General features: G+C 45.9%; 32 protein-coding genes. All 32 read left to right on the plus strand.

The window, feature by feature from the left end:
• Nucleotides 1-17: 17 nt before the first annotated feature.
• The 32 genes from rpoC to rpmD all read left to right on the plus strand — a co-directional run bounded on the left by rpoC (nucleotide 18) and on the right by rpmD (nucleotide 22,491).
• The gene (gene rpoC, locus WQ57_RS15885) at nucleotides 18-3,617 is read left to right on the plus strand and encodes a DNA-directed RNA polymerase subunit beta' (RefSeq protein WP_046524754.1); all 3,600 of its coding nucleotides are present in this window, start codon (nucleotides 18-20) and stop codon (nucleotides 3,615-3,617) included.
• A 171-nt stretch (nucleotides 3,618-3,788) separates the two neighbouring features.
• A complete protein-coding gene (locus WQ57_RS15890) occupies nucleotides 3,789-4,037 on the plus strand; it encodes a 50S ribosomal protein L7ae-like protein (protein WP_046524755.1) in 249 nt (82 codons plus the stop codon).
• A 102-nt stretch (nucleotides 4,038-4,139) separates the two neighbouring features.
• Nucleotides 4,140-4,562 carry a 30S ribosomal protein S12 gene (rpsL, locus tag WQ57_RS15895; protein WP_046524756.1) on the plus strand — a complete coding sequence of 141 codons (423 nt, stop codon included), beginning with the start codon at nucleotides 4,140-4,142 and terminating at the stop codon, nucleotides 4,560-4,562.
• Nucleotides 4,563-4,601: 39 nt separating this feature from the next.
• Entirely contained in the window at nucleotides 4,602-5,072 is a 471-nt protein-coding gene (gene rpsG, locus WQ57_RS15900) for a 30S ribosomal protein S7 (RefSeq protein WP_046524757.1), read from the plus strand.
• Between the two features lie 48 nt (nucleotides 5,073-5,120).
• Complete coding sequence (fusA, locus tag WQ57_RS15905; protein WP_046524758.1) at nucleotides 5,121-7,199, plus strand: elongation factor G; 2,079 nt, start codon at nucleotides 5,121-5,123, stop codon at nucleotides 7,197-7,199.
• Nucleotides 7,200-7,317: 118 nt separating this feature from the next.
• Nucleotides 7,318-8,505 carry an elongation factor Tu gene (tuf, locus tag WQ57_RS15910; protein WP_046524759.1) on the plus strand — a complete coding sequence of 396 codons (1,188 nt, stop codon included), beginning with the start codon at nucleotides 7,318-7,320 and terminating at the stop codon, nucleotides 8,503-8,505.
• A gap of 284 nt (nucleotides 8,506-8,789) precedes the next feature.
• Entirely contained in the window at nucleotides 8,790-8,906 is a 117-nt protein-coding gene (locus WQ57_RS26270; RefSeq protein ID WP_420912400.1) for a DUF2292 domain-containing protein, read from the plus strand.
• A gap of 95 nt (nucleotides 8,907-9,001) precedes the next feature.
• The gene (locus tag WQ57_RS15915; protein WP_046524760.1) at nucleotides 9,002-9,718 is read left to right on the plus strand and encodes a phosphoadenylyl-sulfate reductase; all 717 of its coding nucleotides are present in this window, start codon (nucleotides 9,002-9,004) and stop codon (nucleotides 9,716-9,718) included.
• Between the two features lie 12 nt (nucleotides 9,719-9,730).
• Entirely contained in the window at nucleotides 9,731-10,810 is a 1,080-nt protein-coding gene (locus WQ57_RS15920; RefSeq protein WP_046524761.1) for an inorganic phosphate transporter, read from the plus strand.
• A 49-nt stretch (nucleotides 10,811-10,859) separates the two neighbouring features.
• Complete coding sequence (sat, locus tag WQ57_RS15925; protein ID WP_046524762.1) at nucleotides 10,860-12,008, plus strand: sulfate adenylyltransferase; 1,149 nt, start codon at nucleotides 10,860-10,862, stop codon at nucleotides 12,006-12,008.
• A gap of 16 nt (nucleotides 12,009-12,024) precedes the next feature.
• Nucleotides 12,025-12,624, plus strand: a complete 600-nt coding sequence (gene cysC, locus WQ57_RS15930; protein WP_046524763.1) for an adenylyl-sulfate kinase — start codon at nucleotides 12,025-12,027, stop codon at nucleotides 12,622-12,624.
• A gap of 27 nt (nucleotides 12,625-12,651) precedes the next feature.
• A complete protein-coding gene (locus WQ57_RS15935) occupies nucleotides 12,652-13,404 on the plus strand; it encodes a sirohydrochlorin chelatase (RefSeq protein ID WP_046524764.1) in 753 nt (250 codons plus the stop codon).
• 392 nt (nucleotides 13,405-13,796) lie between these two features.
• On the plus strand, nucleotides 13,797-14,105 hold the full coding sequence (gene rpsJ / locus WQ57_RS15940; protein WP_046524765.1) for a 30S ribosomal protein S10: 309 nt from the start codon (nucleotides 13,797-13,799) through the stop codon (nucleotides 14,103-14,105).
• A gap of 41 nt (nucleotides 14,106-14,146) precedes the next feature.
• Nucleotides 14,147-14,776 (plus strand): 50S ribosomal protein L3, encoded by a 630-nt coding sequence (rplC, locus tag WQ57_RS15945; RefSeq protein WP_046524766.1) that lies wholly within the window; start codon nucleotides 14,147-14,149, stop codon nucleotides 14,774-14,776.
• Nucleotides 14,777-14,801: 25 nt separating this feature from the next.
• Nucleotides 14,802-15,425, plus strand: a complete 624-nt coding sequence (gene rplD / locus WQ57_RS15950) for a 50S ribosomal protein L4 (RefSeq protein ID WP_046524767.1) — start codon at nucleotides 14,802-14,804, stop codon at nucleotides 15,423-15,425.
• On the plus strand, nucleotides 15,425-15,709 hold the full coding sequence (gene rplW, locus WQ57_RS15955; RefSeq protein ID WP_046524768.1) for a 50S ribosomal protein L23: 285 nt from the start codon (nucleotides 15,425-15,427) through the stop codon (nucleotides 15,707-15,709). The genes rplD and rplW overlap by 1 nt, the downstream gene beginning before the upstream one ends.
• A gap of 35 nt (nucleotides 15,710-15,744) precedes the next feature.
• Entirely contained in the window at nucleotides 15,745-16,575 is an 831-nt protein-coding gene (gene rplB, locus WQ57_RS15960) for a 50S ribosomal protein L2 (RefSeq protein ID WP_046524769.1), read from the plus strand.
• A 57-nt stretch (nucleotides 16,576-16,632) separates the two neighbouring features.
• Entirely contained in the window at nucleotides 16,633-16,911 is a 279-nt protein-coding gene (gene rpsS, locus WQ57_RS15965) for a 30S ribosomal protein S19 (RefSeq protein ID WP_046524770.1), read from the plus strand.
• Between the two features lie 18 nt (nucleotides 16,912-16,929).
• Nucleotides 16,930-17,271, plus strand: a complete 342-nt coding sequence (rplV, locus tag WQ57_RS15970) for a 50S ribosomal protein L22 (protein WP_046524771.1) — start codon at nucleotides 16,930-16,932, stop codon at nucleotides 17,269-17,271.
• 3 nt (nucleotides 17,272-17,274) lie between these two features.
• Nucleotides 17,275-17,931: a 30S ribosomal protein S3 gene (gene rpsC, locus WQ57_RS15975; protein ID WP_046524772.1), complete on the plus strand. Its 657-nt coding sequence runs from the start codon at nucleotides 17,275-17,277 to the stop codon at nucleotides 17,929-17,931.
• Between the two features lie 2 nt (nucleotides 17,932-17,933).
• Entirely contained in the window at nucleotides 17,934-18,368 is a 435-nt protein-coding gene (gene rplP, locus WQ57_RS15980; protein WP_046524773.1) for a 50S ribosomal protein L16, read from the plus strand.
• The gene (gene rpmC / locus WQ57_RS15985) at nucleotides 18,358-18,561 is read left to right on the plus strand and encodes a 50S ribosomal protein L29 (protein ID WP_003351417.1); all 204 of its coding nucleotides are present in this window, start codon (nucleotides 18,358-18,360) and stop codon (nucleotides 18,559-18,561) included. Before rplP ends, rpmC begins: the two co-directional genes overlap by 11 nt.
• A gap of 21 nt (nucleotides 18,562-18,582) precedes the next feature.
• Nucleotides 18,583-18,846 carry a 30S ribosomal protein S17 gene (gene rpsQ / locus WQ57_RS15990; protein ID WP_046524774.1) on the plus strand — a complete coding sequence of 88 codons (264 nt, stop codon included), beginning with the start codon at nucleotides 18,583-18,585 and terminating at the stop codon, nucleotides 18,844-18,846.
• Nucleotides 18,847-18,884: 38 nt separating this feature from the next.
• Nucleotides 18,885-19,253, plus strand: a complete 369-nt coding sequence (gene rplN, locus WQ57_RS15995; RefSeq protein WP_046524775.1) for a 50S ribosomal protein L14 — start codon at nucleotides 18,885-18,887, stop codon at nucleotides 19,251-19,253.
• Between the two features lie 33 nt (nucleotides 19,254-19,286).
• Nucleotides 19,287-19,598, plus strand: a complete 312-nt coding sequence (rplX, locus tag WQ57_RS16000; RefSeq protein ID WP_046524776.1) for a 50S ribosomal protein L24 — start codon at nucleotides 19,287-19,289, stop codon at nucleotides 19,596-19,598.
• Nucleotides 19,599-19,625: 27 nt separating this feature from the next.
• Entirely contained in the window at nucleotides 19,626-20,165 is a 540-nt protein-coding gene (gene rplE, locus WQ57_RS16005; protein ID WP_046524777.1) for a 50S ribosomal protein L5, read from the plus strand.
• Between the two features lie 25 nt (nucleotides 20,166-20,190).
• Entirely contained in the window at nucleotides 20,191-20,376 is a 186-nt protein-coding gene (gene rpsN, locus WQ57_RS16010) for a 30S ribosomal protein S14 (protein WP_001085700.1), read from the plus strand.
• A 29-nt stretch (nucleotides 20,377-20,405) separates the two neighbouring features.
• The gene (gene rpsH, locus WQ57_RS16015) at nucleotides 20,406-20,804 is read left to right on the plus strand and encodes a 30S ribosomal protein S8 (RefSeq protein ID WP_046524778.1); all 399 of its coding nucleotides are present in this window, start codon (nucleotides 20,406-20,408) and stop codon (nucleotides 20,802-20,804) included.
• Between the two features lie 31 nt (nucleotides 20,805-20,835).
• The gene (gene rplF / locus WQ57_RS16020) at nucleotides 20,836-21,372 is read left to right on the plus strand and encodes a 50S ribosomal protein L6 (protein ID WP_046524779.1); all 537 of its coding nucleotides are present in this window, start codon (nucleotides 20,836-20,838) and stop codon (nucleotides 21,370-21,372) included.
• Nucleotides 21,373-21,407: 35 nt separating this feature from the next.
• Nucleotides 21,408-21,770, plus strand: a complete 363-nt coding sequence (rplR, locus tag WQ57_RS16025) for a 50S ribosomal protein L18 (RefSeq protein WP_046524780.1) — start codon at nucleotides 21,408-21,410, stop codon at nucleotides 21,768-21,770.
• Nucleotides 21,771-21,794: 24 nt separating this feature from the next.
• A complete protein-coding gene (gene rpsE / locus WQ57_RS16030) occupies nucleotides 21,795-22,295 on the plus strand; it encodes a 30S ribosomal protein S5 (protein ID WP_046524781.1) in 501 nt (166 codons plus the stop codon).
• A 13-nt stretch (nucleotides 22,296-22,308) separates the two neighbouring features.
• Entirely contained in the window at nucleotides 22,309-22,491 is a 183-nt protein-coding gene (gene rpmD / locus WQ57_RS16035; RefSeq protein ID WP_046524782.1) for a 50S ribosomal protein L30, read from the plus strand.
• The last annotated feature ends 4 nt before the right edge of the window (nucleotides 22,492-22,495 follow it).

A 22,495-nucleotide genomic window follows, 5' to 3' on the forward strand; every position in this document is an offset into this window, starting at 1 on the left:
AAAGGGAGGTAGGCCCCTTGCTGGATGTCAATAATTTTGAATATATGAAGATTGGCCTCGCTTCGCCGGATAAAATCCGTTCATGGTCATTTGGTGAAGTAAAGAAGCCAGAAACAATCAACTATCGTACTTTAAAGCCGGAAAAAGACGGCTTGTTCTGCGAACGCATCTTCGGTCCTACTAAGGACTGGGAATGCCATTGCGGAAAATACAAACGCGTCCGCTATAAAGGCGTTGTCTGTGACCGATGTGGAGTGGAAGTCACACGCGCGAAGGTTCGCCGTGAGCGTATGGGTCATATCGAATTGGCTGCTCCCGTTTCACATATTTGGTATTTCAAGGGAATACCAAGCAGAATGGGACTTGTGCTCGACATGTCGCCTCGTGCCCTTGAAGAAGTTATTTACTTCGCGTCCTATGTAGTGACGGAAACTGGCGATACGGCTCTTGAAAAAAAGCAGCTTTTATCGGAAAAGGAATACCGTGCATACCGCGACAAGTACGGCAGCAAGTTCCAGGCGGGCATGGGTGCGGAAGCGATCAAGAAGCTTCTCTCCGATATCGACCTCGACAAGGAAGTCGATGCGCTGAAAGAAGAACTGAAGACTGCCCAGGGCCAGCGCCGTACGCGCGCGATCAAGCGTCTTGAAGTACTGGAGGCGTTCCGCAACTCCGGAAATGAGCCATCATGGATGATCCTTGATGTGCTTCCGGTCATTCCGCCTGAATTGCGTCCAATGGTTCAGCTTGACGGCGGCCGTTTCGCGACATCCGATTTAAATGATTTGTACCGCCGGGTCATCAACCGGAACAACCGTCTCAAGCGTCTTTTGGACCTTGGTGCTCCAAGTATCATCGTCCAGAACGAAAAAAGGATGCTTCAGGAAGCCGTTGACGCCTTGATCGATAATGGCCGCCGCGGCCGTCCGGTAACCGGACCAGGAAACCGTCCGTTAAAATCCCTTTCCCATATGCTGAAAGGAAAACAGGGACGCTTCCGTCAGAACCTGTTAGGAAAGCGTGTTGACTATTCCGGCCGTTCCGTTATTGTCGTCGGACCAAACTTGAAAATGTACCAGTGCGGACTTCCAAAAGAAATGGCGCTGGAGCTGTTCAAGCCATTTGTCATGAAAGAGCTTGTCCAAAAAGGACTTGCCCATAATATAAAATCAGCCAAGCGCAAGATTGAAAGAGTCCAGCCTGAAGTATGGGATGTGCTCGAAGACGTCATCAAGGAGCATCCGGTCCTGCTTAACCGTGCCCCGACTCTTCACAGGCTTGGAATCCAGGCGTTCGAACCAACTTTGGTCGAAGGCCGTGCAATCCGTCTTCATCCACTTGTATGTACTGCCTACAACGCCGACTTCGATGGTGACCAGATGGCCGTCCACGTGCCGCTGTCAGCTGAGGCGCAGGCAGAAGCACGCTTGCTGATGCTTGCGGCCCAGAACATCCTGAACCCTAAGGATGGAAAGCCTGTTGTTACGCCATCCCAGGATATGGTTTTGGGTAACTATTATCTTACCCTTGAAAGGGAAGGCGCTGTCGGAGAGGGCATGATCTTCAAGGATACAAATGAAGCGCTGCTTGCTTACCAGAATGGCTATGCCCATCTTCATACAAGGGTAGCTGTCCATGCCGGTTCACTTGGCAACCAGACCTTTACGGAAGAGCAAAACGGACAGTTGCTTCTGACAACTGTCGGGAAGCTGATCTTCAATGAAATTTTGCCGGCTTCATTCCCGTATATCAATGAGCCAACCAAAACGAATCTTGAAGAAAAGACTCCTGAGAAATATTTTGTTCCAAAAGGTGCGGACGTCAGGGAAATTATTAAGGGTATGCCGCTTGTCGATCCTTTCAAGAAGAAGATTCTTGGAAACATCATTGCGGAAGTCTTTAAGAAATTCCAGATAACCGAAACATCAAAAATGCTCGACCGCATGAAAGACCTTGGCTTCCGCTTCTCATCCAAGGCTGGAATTACAGTTGGTGTGGCGGATATCGTTGTCTTGGGCGAAAAAGAGCAGATCATCAATGAAGCACAAACGAAAGTCGATAATGTCATGAAGCAATTCAGACGTGGACTGATCACAGAAGATGAGCGTTATGACCGTGTTATTTCCATTTGGAGTGCAGCGAAAGATACCATTCAGTCCAAATTGATGAAGTCCCTGAGCAAAACAAACCCAATCTTCATGATGAGCGACTCCGGTGCCCGTGGTAACGCATCGAACTTTACTCAGCTTGCAGGGATGCGCGGCCTGATGGCCAACCCGGCTGGACGGATTATTGAACTACCTATCAAGTCCAGCTTCCGTGAGGGATTGACGGTATTGGAATACTTCATCTCGACGCACGGTGCGCGTAAAGGTCTTGCCGATACCGCCCTTAAAACGGCTGACTCCGGCTATCTGACCCGACGCCTTGTTGACGTTGCCCAGGATGTCATTGTACGGGAAGACGACTGCGGCACTGACAGAGGCCTTGATGTAAGAGCCTTACGGGATGGCACAGAAATCATCGAGCCACTTGATGAGCGTCTGGTTGGCCGCTATGCAAGGAAAACAATCAAACATCCGGAAACAGGTGCTGTTCTCGTAGAGGAAAATGGCCTGATTACGGAAGATTTAGCTGTTGAAATCACCGAAGCCGGCATTGAGGAAGTCTGGATTCGATCCGCCTTCACATGTAACACCCGCCATGGCGTATGTAAGAAATGTTATGGCCGCAATCTTGCGACAGGCCAGGAAGTGGAAGTCGGCGAAGCAGTCGGAATCATTGCTGCCCAGTCCATTGGTGAGCCAGGTACTCAGTTGACAATGCGTACTTTCCATACCGGTGGTGTTGCGGGTGACGATATTACCCAGGGTCTTCCGCGTATCCAGGAATTGTTTGAGGCCCGTAATCCAAAAGGCCAGGCCGTCATTTCCGAAATCAGCGGCGTTGTTGTCGGCATCAATGAAGGCCGTGACCGCCAGCATGAAATCGTGGTACAGGGTGAAGTGGAATCCCGGACATACACGGCTCCTTACACAGCAAGGCTGAAAGTGGCAGTAAACAGCCAGGTTGAGCGTGGTCAGGAACTTACAGAAGGATCCATCGATCCGAAGGAACTTCTGAGAGTGAAGGACGTTAAATCTGTTCAGGAATACCTGCTTCGCGAAGTGCAAAAAGTTTACCGTATGCAAGGTGTAGAAATCGGTGACAAGCACGTTGAAGTCATGGTGCGCCAGATGATGAGGAAAATCAGGGTCATTGATGCCGGTGAAACGGAAGTTCTTCCAGGCACCCTGCTTGAAATCCATCAGTTTACAGATGCCAACCGCAAGGCTCTTCTAGAAGGGAAGTTGCCTGCGACTGGACGCCCAGTACTTCTGGGAATCACAAAGGCATCCCTGGAAACAGATTCCTTCCTATCTGCTGCCTCCTTCCAGGAAACAACGAGGGTCCTGACAGATGCAGCAATCAAGGGCAAGCGCGACGAACTCCTTGGATTGAAGGAAAACGTCATTATTGGAAAGCTTGTTCCAGCCGGTACTGGCATGCCGCGCTATCGCAGAGCAGAACCAGTATTAACGGATGAGACAGCTGAAGATACTGTGACCGTAGAGTAGAATTGTTATACAAATGCGGCACGTCCTGGTTAGTGGGAAGTGCCGCATCTTTCTTTTATAGGTTGGTAAAAACCGGAAGAATAATTTTTTTACTGCGATTGTTGACATCCGCCACCCAAGGTGCTAATATAGCAAAGGTGCTCCTATTTACCAGATGCTTTGGAGGATATCATGTCTTATGAAAAAGTATCGCAGGCGAAACACTTTGTTATAGGAACAAAGCAAACAGTAAAAGCTCTGAAGGCTGAAAAGGTGAAGGAGTTAATCATAGCCTTGGACGCTGATCCAACCATTGCGGCATTGCTGAAAAAAACGGCTGTTGAAACAGGCGTGAATATAGCCTTTGTTGATTCAAAGGCAAAACTAGGCAGAGCTTGCGGGATACAAGTAGGAGCGGCTGCTGTAGCAATTTTAATGTAAAAAACTGTTTTTGTGGTGTAAGACTGCAAAGACTTTGTTTTTAGCAAAAAATGAACCACCTGGATGTGTGGGTCTACCAAAGAAGTGAAAGGAGGAAACAAAATGCCTACAATTAACCAATTAGTACGCAAGCCTCGTAAATCCATCGAGGAAAAATCAAAATCACCAGCGCTTAACAAAGGCTACAACAGCTTCAAAAAAGCGCAGACCAACCTTACTTCTCCACAAAAACGTGGTGTTTGTACTCGTGTTGGAACTATGACACCAAAGAAGCCGAACTCAGCGCTTCGTAAATATGCCCGTGTACGTTTGACAAACGGAATCGAGGTAACAGCTTATATTCCTGGTATCGGCCACAACCTTCAAGAGCACAGTGTTGTTCTTATCCGCGGCGGCCGTGTAAAGGACTTACCAGGGGTACGTTACCACATCGTTCGTGGAGCACTTGATACAGCTGGCGTAAACAACCGCATGCAAGGCCGTTCCAAGTACGGCACTAAGCGTCCAAAAGCACCAAAGAAATAATAAGACAATAGAACACCCTTTCTGAAAGGAGGAAATTATATGCCACGTAAAGGTCCTGTTGCAAAGAGAGATGTATTACCGGATCCGATTTACAATTCCAAATTAGTTACACGTTTAATCAACAAAATGATGATCGATGGCAAGAGAGGTAAATCCCAAACGATTTTGTACTCTGCATTTGACATCATCGCAGAACGCACAGGCAAAGATGCAATCGAGGTATTCGACCAAGCATTGAAAAACATCATGCCTGTCCTAGAAGTAAGAGCACGCCGTGTTGGTGGTGCCAACTACCAAGTACCAGTTGAGGTGCGCCCTGAACGCCGTACTACTCTAGGTCTTCGCTGGTTAGTCAACTATGCGCGCCTTCGCGGAGAAAAGACAATGGAAGAGCGCCTAGCTAACGAAATCCTTGATGCAGCCAACAACACTGGAGCATCTGTCAAGAAGCGTGAAGATACACACAAAATGGCGGAAGCAAACAAAGCGTTTGCCCACTATCGTTGGTAATTTAACCTTCAACAAAAAAACACTCATACATGGAAGGAGAAAGACCCAATGGCAAGAGAGTTCTCCTTGGAAAGAACACGTAATATTGGAATCATGGCTCACATTGATGCTGGTAAAACAACAACTACTGAGCGTGTCCTTTATTATACTGGCCGAATCCATAAAATCGGCGAAACTCACGAAGGTGCTTCTCAGATGGACTGGATGGAGCAGGAGCAAGAGCGTGGTATCACAATCACTTCTGCTGCAACGACAGCTTCATGGAAAGAGCATCGTGTAAACATCATTGACACACCTGGACACGTAGACTTCACTGTTGAAGTTGAACGTTCCCTTCGTGTCCTTGATGGCGCTGTAGCCGTACTTGACGCTCAGTCAGGTGTTGAGCCGCAGACAGAAACAGTTTGGCGCCAGGCTACTACTTATGGAGTACCACGTGTAGTATTCGTTAACAAAATGGATAAACTTGGTGCGGACTTCCTTTATTCTGTAAGCACTCTTCATGATCGTCTTCAAGCTAACGCACACCCAATCCAATTACCGATTGGTGCCGAAGATGAGTTCAACGGGATTATCGATCTTGTTGAAATGAAGGCGAGATTCTATGGAAATGACCTAGGTACAGATGTTACTGAAGGTGACATTCCAGAAGAATACAAGGCACAGGCTGAAGAATATCGTGAAAAGCTGATTGAAGCAGTAGCAGAACTTGATGAAGAATTGATGGAAAAATACCTTGGCGGAGAAGAGCTGACGATTGAAGAAATCAAAGCGGCAATCCGTAAAGGTACCACCAACGTTGAATTCTACCCTGTTATCTGTGGATCAGCTTTCAAAAACAAAGGTGTACAGCTGATGCTTGATGCAGTTATCGACTACCTTCCATCTCCTCTGGATGTACCAGCAATCAAAGGTACTCTTCCAGATTCAGAAGAAGAAGTTGAACGTCATTCCAGCGATGACGAGCCATTCTCTGCACTGGCATTTAAAGTTATGACTGACCCTTATGTTGGTAAACTTACATTCTTCCGCGTATATTCCGGAACACTAGAGTCTGGCTCTTACGTTCAGAACTCTACTAAAGGAAAGCGCGAGCGTATCGGACGTATCCTTCAGATGCATGCAAACAGCCGTCAGGAAATCTCCAAGGTTTACGCCGGCGACATTGCTGCAGCAGTAGGTTTGAAAGATACAACAACTGGTGATACTCTATGTGATGAAAAGTCTCTAGTAATTCTTGAGTCCATGCAGTTCCCAGAACCAGTAATCCAGCTTTCTGTAGAACCTAAGTCAAAAGCCGATCAGGACAAGATGACTACAGCTCTGCAAAAGCTTCAGGAAGAAGATCCAACATTCCGTGCGCATACTGACCAGGAAACTGGACAGGTTATCATTGCCGGTATGGGTGAGCTTCACCTTGATATCATCGTTGACCGTATGAAGCGTGAATTTAAAGTGGAAGCAAACGTTGGTGCCCCTCAGGTTGCCTACCGTGAAACTTTCCGTGCTTCTGCCCAGGTAGAAGGTAAATTCGCCCGCCAATCTGGTGGACGCGGACAATTCGGACACGTTTGGATCGAGTTCTCTCCAAACGAAGAAGGAAAAGGATTCGAATTCGAGAACGGCATCGTCGGTGGGGTTGTTCCACGTGAATACATCCCGGCGGTACAAGCTGGTCTTGAAGACGCTCTTGATCGCGGTGTTCTTGCCGGCTACCCGCTGGTTGACATCAAAGCAAGATTGTTTGACGGATCTTACCATGACGTTGACTCCTCAGAAATGGCGTTTAAGATTGCCGCTTCCCTGGCTCTTAAGAACGCTGCTTCCAAGTGTCAGCCGGTTATCCTTGAGCCAGTCATGAAGGTTGAAGTCGTTATCCCAGAAGAATATCTTGGCGATATCATGGGTATGATTACAGCCCGCCGCGGACGCGTTGAAGGTATGGACGCTCGCGGTAATGCACAGGTAGTTCGTGCGATGGTTCCACTTTCAGAAATGTTCGGTTATGCGACAGCTCTTCGTTCAAGCACTCAGGGACGCGGTGTGTTCTCTATGCACTTCGACCACTACGAAGAAGTTCCAAAATCAGTTTCTGAAGAAATCATCAAAAAAAATAAAGGTGAATAATTGCAATTCCCTTTTATATCAAGTATAACTACTAATGTAAGCATAGCTGTGAAAAAGGCTTTCCTTTTTCACAGCCTTAAAAATACTTAATTTTTCAAAATCAAAGGAGGAAATCCTAATGGCAAAAGCTAAATTCGACCGCTCCAAGCAGCACGTCAATATCGGAACTATTGGTCACGTTGACCATGGTAAAACTACTCTAACAGCTGCAATCACAACTGTTCTTGCGAAAGCAGGCGGCGGTGAAGCACGCGGTTACGACCAAATCGACAACGCTCCTGAAGAAAAAGAGCGTGGAATCACAATCAACACTTCTCACGTTGAGTACGAAACTGCTACTCGCCACTATGCACACGTTGACTGCCCAGGTCACGCTGACTATGTTAAAAACATGATCACTGGTGCTGCACAGATGGACGGCGGTATCCTGGTAGTATCTGCTGCTGACGGCCCAATGCCACAAACTCGTGAGCACATCCTTCTTTCCCGTCAGGTAGGCGTACCTTTCCTTGTTGTATTCATGAACAAGTGCGACATGGTTGACGACGAAGAACTTCTTGAGCTAGTAGAAATGGAAGTACGTGACCTTCTTTCTGAATACGACTTCCCTGGCGATGACATCCCAGTTATCAAAGGTTCTGCTCTTAAAGCTCTTGAAGGAGAAGCTGAGTGGGAAGAAAAGATTATTGAGCTAATGGCTGCTGTTGATGAGTACATCCCAGCTCCTGAGCGTGACACTGAAAAGCCATTCATGATGCCAGTCGAGGACGTATTCTCAATCACTGGCCGTGGTACAGTTGCTACAGGTCGTGTAGAGCGTGGACAAGTTAAAGTCGGTGACGTTATCGAAATCATCGGTTTGACTGAAGAGCCAAAATCTACTACTGTAACAGGTGTAGAAATGTTCCGTAAGCTTCTTGACTATGCAGAAGCTGGAGACAACATCGGTGCGCTTCTTCGTGGTGTTGCACGTGAAGACATCCAGCGTGGACAAGTTTTGGCTAAGCCAGGCTCAATCACTCCACACACAAAGTTCAAAGCTGAAGTTTACGTATTGTCAAAAGAAGAAGGTGGACGTCATACTCCATTCTTCTCTAACTACCGTCCTCAGTTCTACTTCCGTACAACTGATGTAACTGGTATTTGTAATCTTCCTGAAGGCGTAGAAATGGTTATGCCTGGAGATAACATCGAAATGACTGTTGAACTGATCGCTCCAATCGCTATCGAAGAAGGAACTAAGTTCTCCATTCGTGAAGGCGGCCGTACTGTAGGCGCTGGCGTTGTAGCTTCTATCCAAGAATAATCGACTTACCAAGAACCAGATGGATCCAATCCATCTGGTTTTTTATTTGTCCTTCAATACCCTAAAACCCCACCGCACCGCAAGGTGCCTGACCCCCAGTGCTTTAAAGTCTTAACGTGTGCCTGACCCTACAACTATTTACCTAAAAACAGGAAAATGAAAGGAAAGTTATTGACATTGGATATGGTTTATTATAAATTTAATTAAACCGATGTATTAAGTCGGAATAAACTTGTTCATCTTTTGGAGGGGCTGAAGTGGCAAAAGCGAGTGAGCAGGAAGCAGTGCTGTTAAAAGTTCAGGAGCTGTTGAATAAAGTGAAGTTCGGCTCCATTACTCTAATTATCCAGGATGGCGTTGTTATCCAGATTGAACAAAATGAAAAAATAAGATTAAAATAATGGATCTGCTGACCAGATAAACTGGAGGCAGTCTTTACCGAAGGGTGAAGACTGCCTTTTTATATTCTAATGTTTAACAAGAGGGGAGAAATCAGATGGTTGAAAAGCTGTCATACAACCAATTCAGTGAATTTATACAGCCTGAATTTCCAGGTGCCAGTGAGACAAAAGGTGCCTTGGAAGTATTGGAATGGGCCTATGGCCATTATGGAGACGGAGAACTGATTTACGCCTGCAGCCTGGGCATTGAAGGTATGGTGTTGATTGATCTGATAACAAAGGTTAAACCAAATGCCAAAGTGGTCTTCCTTGATACCAATATGCATTTCAAGGAAACATACGAACTAATCGACAAGGTTAAGGAACGATATCCAGAACTAAATCTGGAAATAAAACAGCCTGGGCTGACTCTGGAAGAACAGGCAAGAGAACACGGAGATGAGCTTTGGAAATCTACCCCGAACAAATGCTGTGAAATCCGTAAAGTGCTGCCCCTGCAAGATGTTCTTTCGGGTGCGACCGCCTGGTTGAGCGGACTTAGAAGAGAGCAGTCTGAAACCCGAAGGAATACCCAATTCCTTAATTTGGACCATAAGTTTAAAAGTGTGAAAATATGCCCTCTTATTCATTGGACATGGAAAGATGTTTGGCGATATGCCCACAAGAATGACCTCCCATATAATATCCTGCATGATAACGGCTACCCAAGCATTGGTTGCCGAACATGCACAGCACCTGCTTTTAATGCAGATGACATGCGCTCAGGAAGGTGGACTGGTTCTGGAAAGACTGAATGCGGTCTTCACCAATAAGGGGTAAATATCATGTTAATTGTATATGCAGCTTGTGCTGTCGCGCTTTTTTTGGCAATGAACATTGGAGCAAGCGGCGCTGCAGCTTCCATCTCAATTGCTTACGGATCTGGAGCCATTGCAAGCCGCAGAAAGGCACTGCTGATTTGCGGTGCGGCCATTTTTCTGGGGGCGGTCATCGGAGGGCGTGAAGTCGTCAAAACAATCGGTTCCGGGATCATTCCTGAAAGTATTCTTGATCCAAAGGTCGTGCTAATCATCCTGTCTTCTGCTGCACTATCCTTATTTATTGCGAATATGATGGGAATCCCCCTCTCTACCAGTGAAATTACGGTGGGTTCCGTCGTTGGTGTCGGTGTGGCTTACCAGGCACTCTATATTAAAAATATTCTTGTTATTGTCAGTTTTTGGGTTATCGTGCCGATAATCGCTTTCAGTTTAGCGGTGATGTTTGGAAAACTGATTCAATATGTTGAAAAGAAACATCCTGCAATAAAAAGTGAAAAGATGAAAAAGCCTTTAATCAGTTTCGTCATTGCTGTCGGTTTTTTGGAAGCATTCTCAGCAGGCATGAACAATGTGGCCAATGCGGCCGGGCCGCTTGTAGGTGCAGAAATTATCCCTCTCAGTACCGGTGTTTTCATAGGGGGGCTGTTCATTGCCCTGGGGGCGATAACAATGGGCGGAAGGGTGCTGCAGACCAATGGGAAAAAAATAACGAACTTTTCCCTGCTCGAAGGGGGAGCCATTTCCGGTACCGGAGCATTCCTTGTCATCCTTGCCTCGATCTTCGGGTTGCCGGTTCCGCTCACTCAAGTAACCAGTTCAGCCATCATAGGCATTGGAGTGGCACAAAAAGGCAGGGAGATATTTAAAAAGAGAATCATCACGACAATTTTAAAAGTGTGGATTGTATCGCCTGTATTGGCGCTTGTCCTGTCTTATGGCCTTGTTAAGTTATTTATAAATAGTGATATATACACGGTTTTCGTCCTATTTGGTGTAAGTGCTGCAACATTGGGCACCTTATCGCTAGCCAAAACCATAAAGGATGAAAACAGATCAGTTTTTGAAAACAGCGGGGGAATTTGACGGAAATCCGACTAATACTACCCGAATACCTTATAGAGGAGAGATACACATGTCATTAAGCAAACCGCATGGAGGAACATTAGTTAACCTTTGGGAACCGAATTACTCAACAAAAGGAATTGAAAAAGAAATCGAACTTGATGCAATGGCATTGAGCGACCTTGAACTAATCGGCAACGGCGCATATAGTCCGATTAATGGCTTTTTGGGCAGGGAGGATTACGAATCGGTTGTGAGCAACATCCGTCTGGCTAATGGGACAGTATGGAGCATTCCAATTACTCTCCCGGTAAGCGAAAAAGCTGCCGAAGCACTTTCCGAGGGCGAGGAAGCCAAGCTGGTCTTTAATGGAGAAACATATGGTGTTATCTCGATTACAGATGTTTTCCGCCCTGATAAGACTGCAGAAGCTATTGGAGTCTACCAGACAGCCGATCGCGAACACCCTGGAGTCGCCAAACTGTTCCAAAGAGGCGGCGTATATGTAGGCGGTCCGGTGAAGTGGCTGAAGAAAGTGGTGCGGAACCAATTTGAAACATACTATCTTGAGCCTGCCGAAACAAGAAAAGTATTTGAAGATAAAGGCTGGAAATCAGTTGTGGGCTTCCAGACAAGAAATCCTGTCCACCGGGCGCATGAATACATTCAGAAGTCCGCGCTGGAAATTGTGGATGGCCTGTTCCTGAACCCGCTTGTCGGCGAAACCAAATCAGACGATATCCCTGCTGATGTTAGGATGAAAAGCTATAAAGTCCTGCTGGAAAACTATTACCCAGAGGATCGCGTTTTTCTTGCCGTCTTCCCGGCGGCGATGAGATATGCGGGGCCAAGGGAAGCCATCTTCCATGCAATGGTCCGCAAAAACTATGGCTGCACCCACTTCATTGTAGGACGCGACCACGCCGGAGTCGGCAACTACTACGGAACGTATGATGCACAGTTGATCTTCCGTCAGTTTAGCGACGATGAGCTTGGAATCACTCTGCTGTTCTTTGAACACAGCTTCTATTGCGCTAAATGTGAAAACATGGCATCAACAAAAACATGCCCGCATGGCAAAGAACATCATGTCATTCTATCAGGCACCAAGGTAAGAGAGCTGCTCCGCAACGGAGAAATCCCTCCAAGCACATTCAGCCGTAAAGAAGTGGTTGAAGTGCTGATTGAGGGACTTAATGAAAAAACGGTAAAAGCCTAAACTGGAGGAGAGTTAATTGAGCAAAAGCACCAATATCACCTGGCATGATGCTGCCATAACAAAGGAATCACGGAGAAAGCAGAACGGTCACGGAAGCTTTGTCCTATGGTTCACAGGACTTTCCGGTTCAGGAAAATCCACAGTGGCCAATGCAGTGGCAAAAGAACTATTCGACAAGAATATTAAAAATTATGTGCTGGACGGGGATAATGTCAGGCATGGATTAAATAAGGACCTTGGCTTTTCTGACGAAGACCGTACAGAAAACATCAGGCGAATCGGGGAAGTAGCCAATCTTTTCGTTGATGCCGGCCAAGTGGTACTGACAGCCTTTATTTCCCCTTTCAAGGCGGACCGCGAACTGGTTCGCAGCCTGCTGGATGAAGGCGAATTTATCGAGGTGTACGTAAAATGTCCGGTTGCCGAGTGCGAAAAGCGCGATCCAAAAGGGCTATATGAGAAGGCGAGAAAGGGACTGATCAAGGACTTCACCGGAATTGACTCACCCTATGAGGAACCGGAGCAATCCGAATTAGTCATTGAAACGGACAGTAGCTCAATTGAAGAGTGTGTGGAACAAGTGATACAATATCTAAAAGGAAAAGAACTGATATAAGTCATTGAACAAAAAAGGGGTGGGGAAGTGGAAGCTGTACTCTATGTGTGCCATGGGAGCCGTGTGCCCGAAGCAAGGGAACAGGCTGTGGAGTTTATAAAAAAGTGCATGCAGAAGAATCCGGCCCCTATCCAGGAATATTGCTTTCTTGAACTGGCAAACCCATCCATTGAGGAAGGGTTTGTCTCCTGCGTGGAAAGAGGTGCAGGGAGAATTGCCGTGATCCCCGTATTGCTGCTTACAGCTGCGCATGCCAAGGAGGATATCCCGGATGAACTAAGAAGAGTGTCTGTAAGATATCCTGATGTGGAAGTGCGTTATGGCAGGCCAATCGGTGTGCATGAGGCGATGGTCGAAATCCTCATTGAAAAACTTGGGAAGACGAATAAAGAAGCGGATGCTGATTCCCTCGTTCTGCTCGTTGGCAGGGGAAGCAGTGATCCGGATTCAAAAAGGGATTTAAACCTGATTGCCGGTCAGCTGGAACAAAGGCTAAAAGGTGCCAGCGTGCGCACCTGCTTTTTGACAGCCGCTAGCCCCAAGCTGCCTGAAGCCCTGAATATGGCTCAGCAAAGCAGGGCTTCCAAAGTATTTATTATTCCATATCTTCTATTCACAGGGATATTAATGAAGACAATCGAACAGGCAATTAAGGAATACGACACCGTGGAAAAGAAATATATACTGTGTGATTATCTAGGATACCACAATAATATAGAAGGAATTTTGCGGGAGAGGGCAGAAGAAGCCTTACAAAGCGAGAATGCAAGGTTCCGGTAATTTGAATAACAGAATGAGGCAGCAGAGAAAGCTGCCTTTTTCCGTGCTCATACTATTAAAAAGATATATAGGTATGGGCAGGCGAACAGACAGTTTCAATAAATTACAGATAACTGGAAATCACTTACAGGCAGGTTTTTGCATAAAAGTTCAAGCCTCCCCTTGAAATGCGCCTAAACAGCCGCTATAATAGGAAAAGTGTGCTGAGCATAAACATTAGCGGAATTAAGTGTTGCGCTGGCTTTGTGTTTTCGGTATAATAGACAATGTTGGTCTTTGACTGCGATGATGCGGAAGGTTGCCGACACACCCGGCCGCTTTGCCATGGCGAGTGTGTGGGAAATTTTCGCGGAGAATGTCTATTTTAAAATAGGCGAAAAGGAGGGAAAATAATGGCAAAACAAAAAATTCGTATCCGTTTAAAAGCTTATGATCACAGGATTCTTGATCAGTCAGCAGAAAAGATTGTTGAGACAGCAAAGCGTTCAGGTGCGGCTGTGTCCGGTCCGATTCCGCTTCCGACTGAGAAGAATGTCTACACAATTCTTCGTGCGGTGCATAAGTACAAGGATTCTCGTGAACAGTTCGAGATGCGCACTCATAAGCGTCTAATCGACATCATCAACCCAACTCCACAAACAGTTGATTCATTGATGCGTTTAGATTTGCCATCCGGCGTTGACATCGAAATTAAACTTTAATGAAATAAATTCAAACTTAGAGAAATTAGGAGGTGTGACGAATGACCAAAGGAATCTTAGGAAGAAAGATCGGTATGACTCAAGTATTTGCTGAAAACGGAGACCTTATCCCGGTAACAGTTGTAGAAGCAGCTCCAAACGTGGTTCTTCAAGTGAAGAATGCTGAAACTGATGGCTACGAAGCGGTTCAGCTTGGCTTTGAAGACAAGCGCGAAAAGCTTGCCAACAAACCGGAGAAAGGCCATGTTGCCAAGGCAAACACTGCTCCTAAGCGCTTCGTTCGTGAATTCAACGGAGTAAACTTAGCAGATTATGAAGTTGGTCAGGAAGTCAATGTAAGCATTTTTGCAGAAGGTGAAATGGTAGATGTAACAGGAATCTCCAAAGGTAAAGGATTCCAGGGTGCCATCAAGCGCCACGGACAATCCCGCGGACCAATGTCACATGGTTCCAGATACCACCGCCGTCCAGGTTCAATGGGTCCTGTAGCTCCAAACCGTGTATTCAAAGGCAAGCTATTGCCAGGACGCATGGGTGGAGAGCAAATCACTGTTCAAAACCTGCAAATCGTTAAAGTTGATGCAGAGCGTAATCTTCTATTGATCAAAGGTAATGTACCTGGTCCTAGAAAAGCGATGCTTAAAATTAAAAGTGCGGTAAAAGCGAAGTAACGTCTAAGGAAAGGAGGAAAAAGGAATGCCTAAAGTAGCATTATTCAACCAAACTGGATCACAGGTCGGCGAAGTCGAATTGAATGAATCCGTATTTGGTATCGAGCCAAACAACCACGTTATGTTCGAAGCGGTTGTTATGCAAAGAGCTTCCATGCGTCAAGGAACTCATAAAACAAAAATCCGTTCTGAGGTAGCTGGTGGTGGACGCAAGCCATGGCGCCAAAAAGGTACAGGACGTGCCCGCCAAGGTTCCATTCGTTCTCCACAATGGCGCGGCGGCGGTACTGTGTTCGGACCAGTTCCACGCAGCTACAGCTATAAACTGCCTAAAAAGGTTCGCCGTCTGGCAATCAAATCAGCTCTTTCTTCAAAGGTTGCAGCTGAAAACATTTTGGTACTTGAAAGCCTTGCTTTCGAAGCTCCAAAAACAAAAGAATTCACTCAGGTATTAAAGGGTCTTTCTGTTGACACAAAAGCATTAATCGTTACTGCTGAAGTTGACGAAACTGTTGCTCTTTCTGCCCGGAACATTCCTGGAATCACTGTTGTTTCCGCTGAAGGAATCAACGTACTGGACGTTTTAAATCATGACAAGTTAATCATGACTAAAGCGGCTGTTGAAAAAGTAGAGGAGGTGCTTGCATAATGGATGCACGCGATATCATTAAGCGCCCCGTAATTACAGAACGTTCATCTGAACTGATGGCTGATAAAAAGTATACTTTCGAAGTTGATGTCAGAGCGAATAAGACTCAAGTGAAAGATGCTGTACAAGAAATCTTCGGTGTTAAAGTGAAAAACGTTAACATCATGAACTATAAAGGGAAGTTCAAGCGTATGGGCAAGTTCGGCGGATACACCAACAAGCGCCGCAAAGCTGTTATTACCTTGACTCAAGACAGCAAGGAAATCGAATTGTTCGAAGTGTAATATACACTCGCAAATAGAAGAGGAGGGAAAAGAACATGGCGATTAAAAAGTACAAACCTACCTCTAATGGTCGTCGTAACATGACAGCGTCTGATTTCGCTGAAATTACAACTGACAAGCCGGAAAAATCCTTGCTTGCTCCGTTGCACAGAAAAGGCGGCCGTAACAACCAGGGTAAGTTAACTGTTCGTCATCATGGTGGCGGCCACAAGCGTCAATACCGTGTCATCGACTTCAAGCGCAACAAAGATGGCATTCCAGGACGCGTTGCCACAGTTGAATATGATCCAAACCGTTCCGCAAACATTGCGTTGATTCATTATGTAGACGGTGAAAAGCGTTACATCCTAGCACCTAAAAACCTGGTGGTTGGAATGGAAGTTATGTCTGGCCCAGAGGCGGACATCAAGGTAGGAAATGCCCTGCCATTAGTTAACATTCCAGTTGGTACTGTAATCCACAACATCGAGCTTAAGCCAGGCAAAGGCGGACAATTGGTTCGTTCTGCAGGTACATCTGCACAGGTGCTTGGTAAAGAAGGCAAATACGTATTGGTTCGTTTGAACTCCGGTGAAGTCCGCATGATTCTTGCAGAATGCCGCGCGACTGTAGGTCAGGTAGGAAACGAACAACACGAATTGATCACGATCGGTAAAGCAGGACGTTCCCGCTGGTTAGGCAAGCGCCCGACTGTCCGTGGATCTGTAATGAACCCGAACGATCACCCACACGGTGGTGGTGAAGGACGCTCCCCAATCGGACGTAAATCACCAATGTCACCATGGGGCAAGCCGACTCTTGGATATAAAACTCGTAAAAAGAAAAACAAATCCGACAAGTTTATCGTACGTCGTCGTAAAAAATAACGCGGTTGAGCTACGGTTCAAAAGAACCGTAGAACAATCACGAAGGGAGGTTCAATCATGGGTCGCAGCTTAAAAAAAGGACCTTTTGTTGATGAGCATTTAATTAAAAAGATCGAAAAGCTAAATGAGACTGAGGGCAAGCAAGTTGTAAAGACTTGGTCCCGCCGTTCTACGATCTTCCCGCAATTCATTGGACATACGGTCGCTGTCTATGACGGGCGCAAACATGTTCCTGTATATATCACTGAAGACATGGTAGGCCACAAGCTTGGAGAATTCGCTCCAACTCGTACTTATAAAGGCCATGCCGCTGACGATAAGAAAACAAGACGTTAATGAGAGGAGGGCATCCTAATGCAAGCAAAAGCTGTTGCTAGAACAGTTCGTATTGCTCCTCGTAAAGCTCGGTTAGTATTGGATTTAATTCGAGGAAAGCAAGTTGGCGAAGCGGTAGCTATTCTGAAACTAACTCCGAAAGCAGCTTCCCCGATCGTAGAAAAAGTTTTAAAATCTGCGTTGGCTAATGCAGAGCACAACTACGAAATGGATGTAAACAACCTTGTGATTTCACAGGCATACGCGAACGAAGGACCTACTTTGAAGCGTTTCCGCCCACGTGCACAGGGACGTGCAAGTGCCATCAACAAGCGCACAAGCCACATCACAATCGTTCTATCAGAAAAGAAGGAGGGATAATTAGTGGGTCAAAAAGTAAATCCAGTCGGATTGCGTATCGGAGTCATCCGTGATTGGGAGTCTAAATGGTACGCAGGCAAAGACTATGCTGATCTTTTACACGAAGACATTAAGGTTCGTGAATACATCACTAAGCGTTTGAGCGATGCATCTGTTTCCAAGATTGAAATCGAGCGTGCTGCAAACCGCTTGAATGTGACGATCCACACTGCGAAGCCAGGGATGGTAATCGGTAAAGGCGGAACAGAAGTCGAAGCACTTCGCAAAGCCCTTAACGCTCTTACTGGCAAACGCGTTCATATTAATATTCTTGAAATCAAAAGAGCTGACATTGATGCGAAATTGGTAGCTGAAAACATTGCCCGCCAATTGGAAAACCGCGTATCTTTCCGCCGCGCCCAGAAGCAAGTTATCCAACGTGCAATGCGTGCAGGTGCAAAAGGTATCAAGACAATGGTTTCCGGCCGTCTAGGCGGAGCAGATATCGCTCGTTCAGAACACTACAGCGAAGGAACAGTACCTCTTCATACTCTTCGTGCAGATATCGACTATGCAACTGCTGAAGCTGACACAACATACGGTAAGCTTGGCGTAAAAGTATGGATTTATAAGGGAGAGGTCCTTCCAGCGAAGAAGAAAACTGAGGAAGGAGGCAAATAATTATGTTATTGCCAAAACGCGTTAAATATCGCCGCGAACACCGCGGAAAAATGCGCGGTCGCGCTAAAGGCGGCACAGAAGTAGCGTTTGGAGAATTTGGCCTGCAAGCTACTGAAGCCTCCTGGATCACAAACCGCCAAATCGAATCAGCACGTATTGCCATGACACGTTATATGAAACGTGGCGGTAAAGTTTGGATTAAAATTTTCCCACACAAGCCATATACTGCAAAGCCTCTAGAAGTGCGGATGGGTTCCGGTAAAGGTTCTCCTGAAGGCTGGGTAGCAGTTGTCAAGCCAGGAAAGGTAATGTTTGAAATCGCTGGCGTATCCGAAGAGGTCGCTCGTGAAGCATTGCGTCTTGCAGCACACAAACTTCCTGTTAAATGCAAGTTTGTAAAACGAGAAGAAATTGGTGGTGAATCCAATGAAAGCTAATGAAATTCGTGACCTTACCACTGCCGAAATCGAACAAAAAGTAAAGTCTTTGAAAGAAGAGCTTTTTAACCTGCGCTTTCAATTAGCGACTGGACAACTTGAAAATACAGCACGCATCCGTGAAGTCCGGAAGGCGATTGCCCGTATGAAAACTGTGATTCGCGAAAGAGAGATCGGCGTTAACAATCGATAATCAGAGAGGAGGCCGCGCGCAATGAGTGAACGCAACCAGCGCAAGGTGTATACTGGACGTGTTGTGTCTGACAAGATGGACAAAACAGTTACTGTTCTTGTCGAAACATACAAAACACATTCTCTATATGGCAAGCGCGTTAAGTACTCTAAGAAATTCAAAGCTCATGATGAGCAAAATGCAGCAAAGGTAGGCGACGTAGTTCGCATTATGGAAACTCGCCCGCTTTCTGCTACCAAACGCTTCCGTTTATTAGAAGTGGTTGAAAAAGCTGTTATTATCTAAATCGTTCGGTATAGATATCCCGAAGGGAGGTTACTCACATGATCCAACAGGAAAGTCGTTTAAAAGTTGCTGATAACTCTGGTGCTCGTGAAGTTCTTACGATCAAGGTACTAGGTGGTTCAGGCCGCAAGACTGCCAATATCGGTGACGTTATCGTTTGCACAGTCAAACAAGCAACACCAGGTGGCGTTGTTAAAAAAGGTGATGTTGTGAAGGCAGTTATTGTCCGTACAAAGAGCGGTGCACGCCGTGCGGATGGCACTTACATCAAGTTTGATGAAAATGCATGTGTAATCATCCGTGATGATAAGGCCCCACGTGGAACCCGTATCTTCGGACCTGTGGCACGTGAATTGCGCGACAACAACTTCATGAAGATCGTTTCATTAGCTCCAGAAGTACTATAATCCAAAACAAATGGCTTTAAGGAGGTGCGACAGATGCATGTCAAAAAAGGTGACAAAGTAATGGTCATCTCTGGCAAGGACAAAGGTAAAACTGGAAACGTTCTGGCTGCTTACCCTAAGCAAAACCGTGTCCTAGTAGAAGGCGTTAATATCGTGAAAAAACACGCGAAGCCGTCTCAAGTGAATCCGCAAGGCGGAATCATCAGCCAAGAGGCACCTATTCATGTATCAAATGTTATGCCTATCGACCCGAAATCCGGAAACCCAACCCGAGTTGGATATAAAGAGGAAAACGGCAAGAAGGTACGCGTAGCAAAAAAATCCGGTGAAGTTCTCGATAAATAAGTCCAATGAAGAAGGGAGGTACACTAAATGAACCGCCTAAAAGAAAAGTTCAACAAAGAAATCACTCCTGCTCTTATGAGCAAGTTCAACTATAAATCCGTAATGGAAGTACCTAAGCTTGAGAAAATCGTAATCAACATGGGTGTCGGCGATGCTGTTGCTAACGCAAAAGCACTTGACAATGCGGTTGAAGAATTGGCTATCATCTCTGGTCAAAAGCCAGTGATCACAAAAGCGAAGAAATCAATCGCAGGCTTCCGTCTTCGTGAAGGAATGCCGATCGGTGCGAAGGTAACACTACGCGGCGAACGCATGTATCAATTCCTGGATAAATTAATTTCAGTTTCTCTTCCACGTGTACGTGACTTCCGCGGTATCTCCAAGAAGTCATTCGATGGCCGTGGAAACTACACTCTTGGTGTAAAAGAACAGTTGATCTTCCCTGAAATTGATTACGATAAAGTAAATAAAGTGCGTGGCATGGATATCGTTATCGTTACGACTGCTAATACTGATGAAGAAGCTCGTGAACTACTAACATCATTCGGAATGCCATTTCAAAAGTAATCTCTAAATAGAGGGAGGCGAAAACGTGGCTAAAAAATCAATGATTGCGAAACAAAAGCGCACGCCTAAATTCAAGGTGCAAGAGTACACACGCTGTGAGCGCTGCGGACGTCCGCACTCTGTATACCGTAAATTTAAGCTTTGCCGTATCTGTTTCCGTGAATTAGCATACAAGGGTCAAATTCCTGGTGTGAAAAAAGCTAGCTGGTAAAACCAAGGTTTGGGAAGGAGGTAAAAACAATGGTCATGACAGATCCGATTGCAGATTTGCTAACTCGTATTCGTAACGCGAATATGGTTCGTCACGAAAAATTAGAAGTACCTGCTTCTAACATGAAAAAGGAAATCGCTGAAATTCTTAAGCGTGAAGGTTTCGTTCGTGATGTAGAATACATCGAAGACAACAAACAAGGCATCATCCGTATTTTCCTGAAATATGGTGCCAACAACGAGCGTGTTATCACAGGTCTAAAGCGTATCAGCAAGCCAGGCCTTCGCGTATACGCAAAGTCCAACGAAATGCCGCGCGTATTGAACGGTCTTGGTATCGCTCTAGTTTCGACATCAAACGGCGTATTAACTGACAAGGAAGCCCGTGCGAAGCAAGTGGGCGGAGAAGTACTAGCATACGTCTGGTAATAGATTTCTTTAATGAATGGAGGTGCACTGAATGTCTCGCGTAGGTAAAAAACCAATTGAAATTCCTGCTGGTGTTACGGTTACAAACGAAAACAACCATGTAACAGTAAAGGGACCAAAAGGAGAACTATCCCGTACTTTCAACAAGGATATGCAAATCAACATTGAGGACAACGTGATCACAATCGTACGTCCTACAGAATCCAAGGATCACCGTACAATTCACGGTACCACTCGTGCGCTGCTTTCCAACATGGTAGAAGGCGTATCAAAAGGATTCGAAAGATCTCTTGACCTGATCGGTGTCGGTTACCGTGCTGCAAAGCAAGGCAAGAAACTTGTCCTTAACGTTGGCTATTCCCATCCTGTTGAGATTGAGCCGGAAGAGGGCGTTGAAATCGAAGTTCCTTCTAACACGAAGATTGTTATTAAAGGAACTGACAAGGAACGCGTTGGCGCGCTTGCTGCCAACATTCGCGGAGTACGTCCGCCAGAGCCTTACAAAGGCAAGGGAATCCGCTATGAAGGCGAATTTGTACGCCGTAAAGAAGGTAAAACTGGTAAGTAAGACCGCTTAAGCCTCTAAAGAAAGGAGTGACCTAAATGATTACGAAAGCTGATAAAAACGCTACTCGCCGTAAACGACACGCACGTGTCCGTTCCAAAATCAGCGGTACTGAAGCTCGTCCTCGTCTAAATGTGTTCCGTTCCAACAAGCACATTTACGCGCAACTGGTTGACGATGTAAACGGAGTAACTCTTGCGAGTGCTTCTACTTTAGATAAAGATCTGAACGTTGATTCTACTAGCAATCTTGATGCAGCCGTTAAGGTCGGAGAATTGGTTGCTAAGCGTGCAGTGGAAAAAGGAATCTCTGAAGTTGTTTTTGACCGTGGTGGATATCTGTATCATGGCCGTATCAAGGCTCTTGCAGATGCTGCACGTGAAAATGGACTGCAATTTTAATAGAAAAAGGAGGGACACAAATAGATGCGTCGCATTGATCCAAACAAACTTGAACTTGAAGAACGCGTAGTCACGGTTAACCGTGTTGCAAAGGTTGTTAAAGGTGGACGCCGTTTCCGTTTTACTGCTCTTGTAGTAGTAGGCGACAAGAACGGTTATGTCGGCTTTGGAACTGGTAAGGCACAGGAAGTACCTGATGCTATCCGTAAGGCAATCGAAGATGCAAAGAAAAACTTGATTAATGTACCAATGGTTGGTACTACCATTCCTCACGAAGTAATTGGTCACTTCGGTGCTGGTGAAATCCTTCTTAAGCCTGCTTCTGAAGGTACAGGAGTTATCGCTGGCGGACCTGTCCGTGCGGTACTTGAATTGGCTGGTGTCGGTGACATTCTGTCCAAATCACTTGGAACCAACACTCCAATCAACATGGTCCGTGCCACTGTTGATGGACTAAAACAGTTAAAGCGTGCTGAAGACGTAGCAAAATTGCGCGGCAAAACAGTAGAAGAACTGTTAGGATAAGGAGGGATATCAAATGGCAACTAAATTGGAAGTTACCCTCACACGCAGCTTGATCGGACGTCCTCAAGATCAGCGTGAAACAGTTAAAGCACTTGGATTGAAGAAACTTAACCAGACGGTTGAACATCAGGATAATGCTGCGATCCGCGGCATGATCAGCAAAGTCTCCCATCTTGTTAAGGTGAACGAAATATAATTGA

Origin of the sequence: Mesobacillus campisalis (genome assembly GCF_000986785.1) — a bacterium.
Lineage (GTDB): Bacteria > Bacillota > Bacilli > Bacillales > Cytobacillaceae > Mesobacillus_B > Mesobacillus_B campisalis.

Excerpts from the sequence above, each read along its gene's own strand:
- rpsQ (WP_046524774.1), top strand. The coding sequence starts at position 18,583 with ATGAGTGAACGCAACCAGCGCAAGGTGTATACTGGACGTGTTGTGTCT.
- fusA (WP_046524758.1), top strand. The coding sequence starts at position 5,121 with ATGGCAAGAGAGTTCTCCTTGGAAAGAACACGTAATATTGGAATCATG.
- rpsE (WP_046524781.1), top strand. The coding sequence starts at position 21,795 with ATGCGTCGCATTGATCCAAACAAACTTGAACTTGAAGAACGCGTAGTC.
- rpmD (WP_046524782.1), top strand. The coding sequence starts at position 22,309 with ATGGCAACTAAATTGGAAGTTACCCTCACACGCAGCTTGATCGGACGT.
- rpsH (WP_046524778.1), top strand. The coding sequence starts at position 20,406 with ATGGTCATGACAGATCCGATTGCAGATTTGCTAACTCGTATTCGTAAC.
- rpsS (WP_046524770.1), top strand. The coding sequence starts at position 16,633 with ATGGGTCGCAGCTTAAAAAAAGGACCTTTTGTTGATGAGCATTTAATT.
- rpsL (WP_046524756.1), top strand. The coding sequence starts at position 4,140 with ATGCCTACAATTAACCAATTAGTACGCAAGCCTCGTAAATCCATCGAG.
- rplN (WP_046524775.1), top strand. The coding sequence starts at position 18,885 with ATGATCCAACAGGAAAGTCGTTTAAAAGTTGCTGATAACTCTGGTGCT.
- rpsG (WP_046524757.1), top strand. The coding sequence starts at position 4,602 with ATGCCACGTAAAGGTCCTGTTGCAAAGAGAGATGTATTACCGGATCCG.
- rplV (WP_046524771.1), top strand. The coding sequence starts at position 16,930 with ATGCAAGCAAAAGCTGTTGCTAGAACAGTTCGTATTGCTCCTCGTAAA.
- rplR (WP_046524780.1), top strand. The coding sequence starts at position 21,408 with ATGATTACGAAAGCTGATAAAAACGCTACTCGCCGTAAACGACACGCA.
- rplW (WP_046524768.1), top strand. The coding sequence starts at position 15,425 with ATGGATGCACGCGATATCATTAAGCGCCCCGTAATTACAGAACGTTCA.
- WQ57_RS15890 (WP_046524755.1), top strand. The coding sequence starts at position 3,789 with ATGTCTTATGAAAAAGTATCGCAGGCGAAACACTTTGTTATAGGAACA.
- rplE (WP_046524777.1), top strand. The coding sequence starts at position 19,626 with ATGAACCGCCTAAAAGAAAAGTTCAACAAAGAAATCACTCCTGCTCTT.
- rplC (WP_046524766.1), top strand. The coding sequence starts at position 14,147 with ATGACCAAAGGAATCTTAGGAAGAAAGATCGGTATGACTCAAGTATTT.
- WQ57_RS15915 (WP_046524760.1), top strand. The coding sequence starts at position 9,002 with ATGGTTGAAAAGCTGTCATACAACCAATTCAGTGAATTTATACAGCCT.
- sat (WP_046524762.1), top strand. The coding sequence starts at position 10,860 with ATGTCATTAAGCAAACCGCATGGAGGAACATTAGTTAACCTTTGGGAA.
- rpsJ (WP_046524765.1), top strand. The coding sequence starts at position 13,797 with ATGGCAAAACAAAAAATTCGTATCCGTTTAAAAGCTTATGATCACAGG.
- rplD (WP_046524767.1), top strand. The coding sequence starts at position 14,802 with ATGCCTAAAGTAGCATTATTCAACCAAACTGGATCACAGGTCGGCGAA.
- rpmC (WP_003351417.1), top strand. The coding sequence starts at position 18,358 with ATGAAAGCTAATGAAATTCGTGACCTTACCACTGCCGAAATCGAACAA.
- WQ57_RS15920 (WP_046524761.1), top strand. The coding sequence starts at position 9,731 with ATGTTAATTGTATATGCAGCTTGTGCTGTCGCGCTTTTTTTGGCAATG.
- rplP (WP_046524773.1), top strand. The coding sequence starts at position 17,934 with ATGTTATTGCCAAAACGCGTTAAATATCGCCGCGAACACCGCGGAAAA.
- rplX (WP_046524776.1), top strand. The coding sequence starts at position 19,287 with ATGCATGTCAAAAAAGGTGACAAAGTAATGGTCATCTCTGGCAAGGAC.
- rplB (WP_046524769.1), top strand. The coding sequence starts at position 15,745 with ATGGCGATTAAAAAGTACAAACCTACCTCTAATGGTCGTCGTAACATG.
- tuf (WP_046524759.1), top strand. The coding sequence starts at position 7,318 with ATGGCAAAAGCTAAATTCGACCGCTCCAAGCAGCACGTCAATATCGGA.
- rplF (WP_046524779.1), top strand. The coding sequence starts at position 20,836 with ATGTCTCGCGTAGGTAAAAAACCAATTGAAATTCCTGCTGGTGTTACG.